Source organism: uncultured Anaerovibrio sp. (assembly GCF_947302755.1).
Taxonomy (GTDB): domain Bacteria; phylum Bacillota; class Negativicutes; order Selenomonadales; family Selenomonadaceae; genus Anaerovibrio.
In genome coordinates, this window is record NZ_CAMYWM010000003.1 from 47,783 (window position 1) to 56,687 (window position 8,905).

An 8,905-nucleotide genomic window follows, 5' to 3' on the forward strand; every position below is an offset into this window, starting at 1 on the left:
TTGATTTTATATTTGAGATAGGAATGATTGTATAGTGATTGATTTTGAAGAAGACAAGATGAAGGAGGAGTGCGGCGTTTTTGGCGTCTACTCCCGCAGCTTCAATGTCTCCGAATTGACTTATTATGGGCTTATTGCCTTGCAGCATCGCGGTCAGGAAAGCACCGGTATTGCTGTGACGGATGGAGCCTGGATGGATGTGAGCCGGGGCATGGGCCTGGTTCGTGAGGTATTTCGTCATCAGATACCTCAAATGGAAAATCAGTATATTGCCGTTGGCCATGTCCGGTACTCCACTACCGGTTCAAGCCTGTTGGCCAATACTCAGCCACTAATGGTTTCCTATTCCGGCGGCAAGATTGCCCTGGCCCATAACGGTAATCTCACCAATGCCGGTGAAATCCGCAAAAAGCTGGAGGAAAACGGTACCATCTTTCAGACCACCATTGATTCAGAGGTGTTTGTCAACCTGATTGCCCGTTCCAGAAAGGTTACCATCGAAGAAAAAATCATTGATAGTCTAAAGAAAATCAAGGGTGCCTACTGCCTTACTATAATGACTGAGGATAAGCTGATTGGTGCCAGGGATCCCCAGGGCTTCCGCCCGTTATGTATCGGCCGCCTGGAGGACGGGGGCTATGTCCTCAGCTCTGAAAGCTGCGGCCTGGACGTGGTGGGGGCGGAGTTTATCCGGGATGTGGAGCCGGGTGAAATGGTGGTTATTGACGAAAATGGTCTGGAATCCCACCGCTTTGCCAAGGCCAAGCCTTCCATGTGCGTTTTTGAATTTATATATTTTGCCCGTCCAGATTCCGTAATTGATGGTCAGAGCGTTCACGAATCCCGATTTGAGATGGGCCGAATTCTGGCCAGGGAGGCAAAATGCAAGGGGGATATTGTAATTTCCGTTCCTGACTCCGGTAATGTGGCGGCCTCAGGCTATGCCTACGAGGCGGGACTGCCCTATGTCAGCGGCCTTATCAAGAACCGGTACATTGGCCGGACCTTTATCCAGCCCAGTCAAAAGCAGCGGGATACGGCGGTAAAGCTGAAGCTTAATCCCGTAAAATCTGTGGTCAGAGACAAGTCTGTAATCGTAATTGATGACTCCATTGTGCGGGGAACCACCAGTGGTAAAATCGTCAAAATGCTGCGGGACGCCGGTGCCAAGGAGGTGCACATGATTATCAGTTCACCGCCTATTGGCTTCCCCTGCTTCTATGGTATTGATACCTCGGCCCGTAAGGAGCTGATTGCGGCTACTAAGTCCGTGGAGGAGATCCGGGAATATATAGGGGCTGATTCCCTGCATTTCCTGTCTCTGGAGGGACTAAAAAAATGCGTGCCGCTGCTTAATCCAAAAAATATGTGTTTCGCCTGCTTTAATGGAGGATATCCGATTGAGCAGAAGTCCCAGTCCCCGGCTGAGGTGGATAAATACATTTTTGAAACGAGAAAAAAGAAGAAATAACATTTATGGAGGCTACAATGGAAGAAAAGCTGACTTACCGTGACGCCGGTGTGGATATTGATGCCGGCAATTACTCTGTAAAGCTTATCAAGGACAGTGTTAAGGCAACCTATCGCCCGGAGGTATTGGGGGATTTAGGGGGCTTTGGCGGCCTGTTTGCCCTGAATACCGGCAAATATAAGGAGCCGGTGCTGGTTTCCGGCACCGATGGGGTAGGAACTAAGCTTCGGTTGGCCTTCATGCTGGACAGGCATGATACCATTGGCCAGGATGCTGTGGCCATGTGCGTCAATGATATACTGGTGCAGGGAGCTGAGCCACTTTACTTCTTGGATTATCTGGCAGTTGGCAAGCTGGATCCGGAGCAGGTGGCTGCTGTGGTAAAGGGTGTGGCCAATGCCTGCAAGGAGTCAGGCTGTGCCCTCATTGGCGGTGAGACCGCTGAAATGAGCGGCTTTTATCCGGTGGGGGAGTACGATATTGCCGGCTTTGCCGTAGGCGTGGTGGATAAGTCACGGATTATTACTGCTGAAAGGGTGCAGGCTGATGATGTGCTGCTGGCCCTGCCCTCCTCCGGGGTTCATTCCAACGGATATTCCCTGGTGCGCAAGATCGTGTTTGAGAAGATGGGCTACAAGGGGGATGAGTTTATTGAGGAGCTTGGCAAAACCATTGGTGAGGAGCTTCTGACTCCCACCAGGCTCTACCCTAAGACCTGCCTGCCCCTTATAGAGAAATACGATATTCACGGCATGGTGCATATTACCGGTGGCGGCTTCTATGAAAATATTCCCCGTGCCCTGCCTGATAATATGGGCTGTGTAGTGGATACCACGGCTTGGGAGGTACCGGCCATTTTCAAGCTCCTGCAGAAGTGGGGCAACGTGGATTGGAAGGAAATGTACCGTACCTTTAATATGGGTATCGGTATGGTGCTTATCGTGTCCCGGGAGGAGGCTGAGGCCATCAAGGCTGACCTTAAGGCCAAGGCTGAGCCGGTATATGAGATTGGCCATGTAACCACCGGCAATCATCAGGTTATTACCAAAGGCGGCGTGTTCAATGAGTAAGCATATATTAGGTATTCTCTGCTCCGGCCGGGGCTCCAATATGCAGTCTATTTTGGCGGCAATTAAATCAGGCCAGATTAAGGCCGAGGTGGGAATTGTGCTGACGGATAAGCCGGAGGCCCGGGCCCTTACGGTGGCCAGGGAGAATGGCATTAAGAGTATCTGCATCAACCGCAAGGAATGCAAGGATCAGCAGGACTTTGAGGAAAAGCTGGTGGCTGAGCTCAGAGGGGCCGGAGTTACTTTGGTGGTGCTGGCTGGCTTTATGCGGATTTTAAGCCCATATTTTGTAGGGGAATACCGGCATCAGATTTTAAATATTCATCCCTCTCTGCTGCCAGCCTTTGGCGGAGCCCACGCCCATCGGGATGTGCTGGCCTATGGTACCAAGGTATCAGGCTGTACCATTCATTTTGTGGATGAGGGAATGGATCATGGCCCTATTATTTTGCAGGATACGGTGCCTGTATTGGAGAATGATACAGAGGAAACCCTGGCGGCCAGGGTGCTGAAAAAGGAGCATATCCTTTATCCACGGGCTATAGAGCTGTATGTCGACGGTAGACTGGAGCTGGTGGGCGAGCGTCATGTACGTATCAAAGAATAATTTTTAATAATAAAGGAGACTTTACCATGAAAATCAAACGCGCATTAATCAGTGTATCTGACAAAACCGGTGTGGTTGAGCTGGCAAAGAAGCTTCACGCTGCAGGAGTGGAAATCGTATCCACCGGCGGCACCATGAAGGCCATAAAGGATGCGGGCATTCCCGTTATCTATGTCAGTGATGTTACCGGCTTTCCGGAGATTATGGATGGCCGGGTAAAGACCCTGAATCCGATGATTCACGGTGGTATTCTGGCCGTCCGCGATAACCCAAATCACGTTCAGGCCATGAAGGAGCACAAGATTACTGCTATTGACATGGTTGTAGTAAATCTCTACCCATTCAAGGAAACCATCTCCAAGCCGGAGGTTGCTTTGGCTGAGGCTATTGAGAATATTGATATTGGTGGTCCGGCCATGATTAGGGCAGCCGCCAAGAACTTTAAGTACGTTACCGTTATTACTAATCCAAGCCGTTATGATCAGGTGGCTGAGGAGATTGCCAAGAACGGCTGTGTAAGCGGTATGCTTCGTATGGAGCTGGCTCAGGAGGCCTTTAAGCACACCTCTGAGTATGATGATTGTATTCAGAACTATCTTATGGAGCAGGTGAACAAGTAATGAATATTTTAGTAATCGGCAGTGGCGCACGGGAGCACACCTTGGTATGGAAGCTGAGCCAGAGTGCCAAGGCTGACAAGCTCTACGCCATTCCCGGCAATCCAGGTATGGCCTCCTTGGCCCAGTGCGTTCCGGATATTTCCATTACCGATAACGATTCCATGGTGAAATTCGCCCAGGAAAAAAATGTGGAGCTGGTGGTGGTAGGTCCGGAGGTACCCCTGACCAATGGTGCTGTGGATGCCTTTAATGCGGCTGGTATCAAGGCCTTTGGCCCGGTACAGGCTGCGGCGGAAATCGAGGGCTCCAAGGCCTTTTCCAAGGGGCTTATGAAGAAATACAATATCCCTACGGCCAAATACGAGGTGTTTACCGATGCATCCGCCGCCAAGGAATATATTAAAGCTGAGGGTGCGCCCATTGTTATTAAGGCTGACGGACTGGCGGCCGGCAAGGGGGTAATCGTGGCCATGACCTTGGAGGAAGCCCTGGGGGCCATTGACGAGATCATGGGCGACGGGGCCTTTGGCAGTGCCGGAAGCCGGGTGGTGGTTGAAGAATTTATGGCTGGTGAGGAGGTCTCTGTGCTTTGCTTCACCGATGGCAAGACCATTATCCCCATGGTTCCCTCCCAGGATCACAAGCGGGTCAACGACAATGACCAGGGACCAAATACCGGCGGTATGGGTGCCTATGCCCCTGCTCCCGTGGGAACGCCTGAGCTGTTGGCTGAAACCCAGAGGCTGATTCTTGACCCAACCATTAAGGCCATGGAACAGGAAGGCCGCCTTTATAAGGGCTGCCTTTATGCAGGACTGATGGTGACTGACGGCAAGCCGCGGGTTGTGGAATTTAACGCCCGCTTTGGCGATCCGGAAACCCAGGTGGTGCTGCCCCTTCTGGAAAGTGATTTGGTGGAGGTAATGCTCTCCTGTATTGATGGCACCTTGGCTGAAACTGAGGTGAAGTGGAGCAAGGGGGCGGCCGTATGCGTCGTTATGGCGGCCGGCGGCTATCCAAAGAGCTACAACAAGGGCGATGAAATAACTGGCCTAAAGGAGGCTGAGGCTGACGGCAATATTGTGTTCCATGCCGGTACGGCTGAAAAGGATGGCCATATCTATACCAATGGGGGCCGGGTATTGGGCGTGGTGGCTAAGGCGGACGGCATCAAGGAAGCCGTGGATTCTGCCTACGCCTCTGTGGACAAGATTCATTTCAAGGATGCCCACTTCCGCCACGATATTGCCCATTGGGCCTTGGAACGCTTGAAGAAGTAATAGGGTTGTTAGCTTAATAAAGTGTAAAAATAAGTGCCAAGGATTGTTTGCGTAAAACAATTCCCTGGCACTTTTTACATTATAGTATGCAAAAAATAATCATAGGTTTCCTTGGCGGCAACCATTTTCCGTTTGCCTCCTGTATACTGTTATTATGCAGGAATTAATATTATTATGTAAGCCAGTAAAGGAAGAATGGGAAAAGGCTTGGATAGTGGGAGGTGGCCGGTGAAAAGAGGCTTATTCCCTATCATATATGGACAATTTACTCAATTAAGAGTATAATTGCACTAACAGTTTGATAGATATTTTTAGGCATAGAAGGTTCCTGTTTAAATGAAGATAGCCGCTGCCCCCGTTGGCGGCGGTTGGAAATACTTACCTTCCGCCTATTTTTTATGGTATGCGGTTGCTGGTTGGCAACCGTTTCTTGTTTTCCAATGCTAACGGGTGCTGATGCTCCCTCCTTTTAGGTGGGAGTAAATCACCCATAGCTGACACTTTCCTATGGGGCGTATTAACCAATAGGCATTGCCTCTTGGATACGTCCGCAAAGCGATGGGGATAATTCGACTAAATTCAGGTGGAGTTTAAAATTCCATCGGAATAAGCTATCATTTTATGGAGGTGCTGGGTATGTTTACTACTTATGAAAAAGCTGTTCTCACTTTGTTTAGGGCTGTGCCCCGTACAGGCAAAGCCTCAGCACAGCCAGATAATGAAAAAAATACGGCCCATGGCATATATATAACCTCTGAAGCAATGGCTGCTTGCCCATCTCTGCAGGATAGTGACAGCTGTAATTTTGTGTGGGAAAATTTTGGCTATGATATGTGGGCCATGAATCAGGGCTTTTACAAGAATTTTCACGAGGTACGGGACGCTTCACCGGAGCAGTGGCTGATTCATCAGATTTTCCACTATATGTCCGTATATCTGCAAAATGGCGATATGACCAATGGGGCAAAGGTTGACAGCAATTTGGTATTTATACCACCTACAGAGCTGAATTTACCTGAAGGTGAGCCAATAAAGCTTACGGTTATTGACGTTATCGAAAACGAAGAAATTAAAGACCGGGTGCAGAAGGCAATTATGTCCGGTATGGCCCTGTCCCAGGAAACATTGGACAGTGTGGTCATCATTATGGGGGAGCTGGATATGCTGTCCATGGATATAAGTAAAATTCCTAACAAGGAGCTACGGATACGTTTATATGATAAATTGGATCAGCTTCCGGCCAACGGTCAGGAATTTCTGCGCCTGCTGCTGTATAAAGCCACAGGCAACAGCTTATTGATAAAAAGTCAGGCGGTCATAAGGCACATAATGCTGCTGCGGGATAATGGGCAAATGGACTGGCTGGCCCAATTGTTCCAGCGATTTGTTGCCCAAAACGGAATTGAGCCATTGGCTGCCGAGTTTTTGCGGTATAAAAGACTGTGGCTGGCCTTCAAGGGAGATGCCGCAGTTTCACCCATTATCAACAGGGCCAGAAAATATTCTGAACGGTGTAAATACGTAAAGAATATAGGCGTATTGGAGCGTATTACGTGGGATGATACCGTCGATACAGATGAGGTTGTTGCGGAGCTTTCAAAGGTTACCATATACAAAAGGGTGGTATTGGCCAATTGCCTGTTATATCGTCGGCAAAAGCCGGAGTCAGCCCTGTATCTGATTAGAAATGGCACAGCCTTTGCCAGGGAGCTGCCGTCGATGCCTAGGTTTACGGAGAAGCATGAACAAATTCTGGATGCAATAATAGGAAGCATTGTGGAGGAGGTCAAAAGGAAGGTAGAGGGAAAGGTATTTTATATCCCTGATAAGGTGGAATATGCCATGCCGACCGGTGAAAAGCATTTTGTAGGTGGTGTACCATTTTATTCTGCCCTGAATTTAGGTAAGGATATAGTTGTGGGCATACATTGGGAAAATTTGCCCTCTGAACGAGTGGATCTGGATTTACATTATGTATCGAATAAGTACTATTTGGGGTGGAATACTCAACAGACCAGATTGCAGGAGGTTATATTTTCCGGTGATATGACAGATGCCCCCAAGGATAAGGGGGGTGCCACGGAGGCGTTCTTCATCGGGGAACAGGTACAGGAGGACTGGGCAGCTGTTTATTTGAATTGCTATACCGGCAATCATCAGGCCGTACCATATAAATTTGTGGTGGGGGATGTGGAGCCGGAGGCAGTTAATCATGATTATTTGATTAACTGTCATAAGCTGGTGCTGAATATCAATAACAGCATCGACCGGGGCGAAGCCCTTCTGGGCTTTTTGGCGGCAGATGAACATGGCAACAAGGCCTTCTATTTTATGACGGCCGGTTTTGGAAACAGCATTGTGGCCTGTGATGATGATAAGGGAAGACAGGCTGTAAAAGCCATGGAAACCCAGGTGGTATCGGTGCTGAAGCTGAGGGAGGTGCTGAGCATGGCCGGAGCCAGGGTGGTAAATGAGCTGTCAGAGCCGGTTGACGTGGATTTGTCACTGGATAAGGTTACTAGGGAGACCTTTATAAATTTGCTGTAATTTGCCCAAGCAAATAGGGGCACTTTTTTAGTGCAATGAGTAAAACAATGGGTAATTTTGGACATTGACATATATTATTATGAATACAAATGATATGCTGAAGAAAAAACAATAGTTAGATACTTGAGGAAAGTATTACATTGGCCTCCAAAAATAAAATACAAAATAAGTGCCAAGGAATGTTTAGGCAAAAACAAATCCTTGGCACTTATTATCTTATGTTATCGGGTAAAAGCATCAAATATCGTTGGGCAGCTCCTGTATGCGCTCTGGCGGGAGCTTGGTATATTTGGAAATTTCTTCGACCGGCTTATTGTCACGGAGCATATCAAGAGCCATATTGATGGCCATTTCCTCGCGTCCTTCTTCTCGTCCCTCTTCACGTGCTTCCTGCATTTTCATCTCAAAGGTCATATAGCTCACCCTTTCCTCTTTGTTAGTTTTTACCTCACGAATATATTCGTCTATCTCACTGACAAAATCGTCCTTGACCGGCAGCCCCTTTATGTAGTCGAGAAAAGCCTTTATATCCGGGGAAACATCATCCATGGTGCCGCCAGCACAGAGAAAGATTTTAGCACTGCCATCATCAAGCTCAATGCTCTTGTCCTGAATGCAGATGCTTCGGAATGTGTACATATGCCGTTTCTTATCAAACATATCAAAAGGACAAATAAAAATGATATAGGACCTTTTCAGTTTATTATAATGCCTTGTACCGGCCGGAAGTGCCTCAACATCAATCATTGCCTGATAATATCTGGCGCGATAGGCCATTTCCTTATCACCATAGTCTCTGACCTGCATCTCGATTTCGTAGATTGTGTTATCTCCCTCTACATATACATCTAAACGAATGCCTTTGCCATCATAACGAGCTTTTAGAGTTTTTTCATCCTCCAGATATGTTAGGTGCTTTATCCTGATTTTAAGAATTTTTTCAATAAGCCGTTTGCAGATATGGGGATGCCCCATGACCAGCTTAAACATGTAGTCGTCAGCAATGGTCAGTTCTTCCCATGGTTTGATGTGTCTCTTTGTATTGCCCATAATATAATCTACTCCTTTATTATATCATAAATTTTAATGCTTTTATGCGAGATTAAACAAATAATAACTAAAGGTATTATATCATTTATAGTGTAATAAAACAAACAGTAAACTTAAATTTGCATTATAAAATAAATAGAAAATAATATTTATCAAATAATTATAAATAACAAAAAGGAGCTCCGTTTTACATTTATGTTAACTGTATATAACGAGCTTTAAGATGTCCCCCACCTCTTTAGGTGGGGGAAAACAAACTA

7 protein-coding genes are annotated in these 8,905 nt (G+C 47.4%); 6 read left to right on the forward strand and 1 reads right to left on the reverse strand.

All coding sequences use genetic code 11. The features are described from left to right. Window positions 1-34: 34 nt before the first annotated feature. The 6 genes from purF to Q0Y54_RS00815 all read left to right on the forward strand — a co-directional run bounded on the left by purF (window position 35) and on the right by Q0Y54_RS00815 (window position 7,595). Complete coding sequence (gene purF / locus Q0Y54_RS00790; RefSeq protein ID WP_297963312.1) at window positions 35-1,471, forward strand: amidophosphoribosyltransferase; 1,437 nt, start codon at window positions 35-37, stop codon at window positions 1,469-1,471. Window positions 1,472-1,488: 17 nt separating this feature from the next. Next, entirely contained in the window at window positions 1,489-2,541 is a 1,053-nt protein-coding gene (gene purM / locus Q0Y54_RS00795) for a phosphoribosylformylglycinamidine cyclo-ligase (RefSeq protein WP_297963314.1), read from the forward strand. Next, window positions 2,534-3,148 carry a phosphoribosylglycinamide formyltransferase gene (gene purN, locus Q0Y54_RS00800; RefSeq protein ID WP_297963316.1) on the forward strand — a complete coding sequence of 205 codons (615 nt, stop codon included), beginning with the start codon at window positions 2,534-2,536 and terminating at the stop codon, window positions 3,146-3,148. Before purM ends, purN begins: the two co-directional genes overlap by 8 nt. Window positions 3,149-3,174: 26 nt before the next feature. After that, window positions 3,175-3,768, forward strand: a complete 594-nt coding sequence (locus Q0Y54_RS00805) for an IMP cyclohydrolase (protein WP_297963318.1) — start codon at window positions 3,175-3,177, stop codon at window positions 3,766-3,768. Continuing rightward, window positions 3,768-5,048, forward strand: a complete 1,281-nt coding sequence (gene purD, locus Q0Y54_RS00810) for a phosphoribosylamine--glycine ligase (RefSeq protein ID WP_297963320.1) — start codon at window positions 3,768-3,770, stop codon at window positions 5,046-5,048. Before Q0Y54_RS00805 ends, purD begins: the two co-directional genes overlap by 1 nt. A 636-nt stretch (window positions 5,049-5,684) precedes the next feature. Then, window positions 5,685-7,595, forward strand: coding sequence for a hypothetical protein (locus Q0Y54_RS00815; RefSeq protein ID WP_297963322.1), 1,911 nt, complete (start codon window positions 5,685-5,687; stop codon window positions 7,593-7,595). Window positions 7,596-7,832: 237 nt separating this feature from the next. Here the strand turns inward: Q0Y54_RS00815 and Q0Y54_RS00820 are convergent, their stop codons facing one another. After that, on the reverse strand, window positions 7,833-8,645 hold the full coding sequence (locus Q0Y54_RS00820; RefSeq protein WP_297963324.1) for an Rpn family recombination-promoting nuclease/putative transposase: 813 nt from the start codon (window positions 8,643-8,645) through the stop codon (window positions 7,833-7,835). Window positions 8,646-8,905 lie beyond the last annotated feature (260 nt).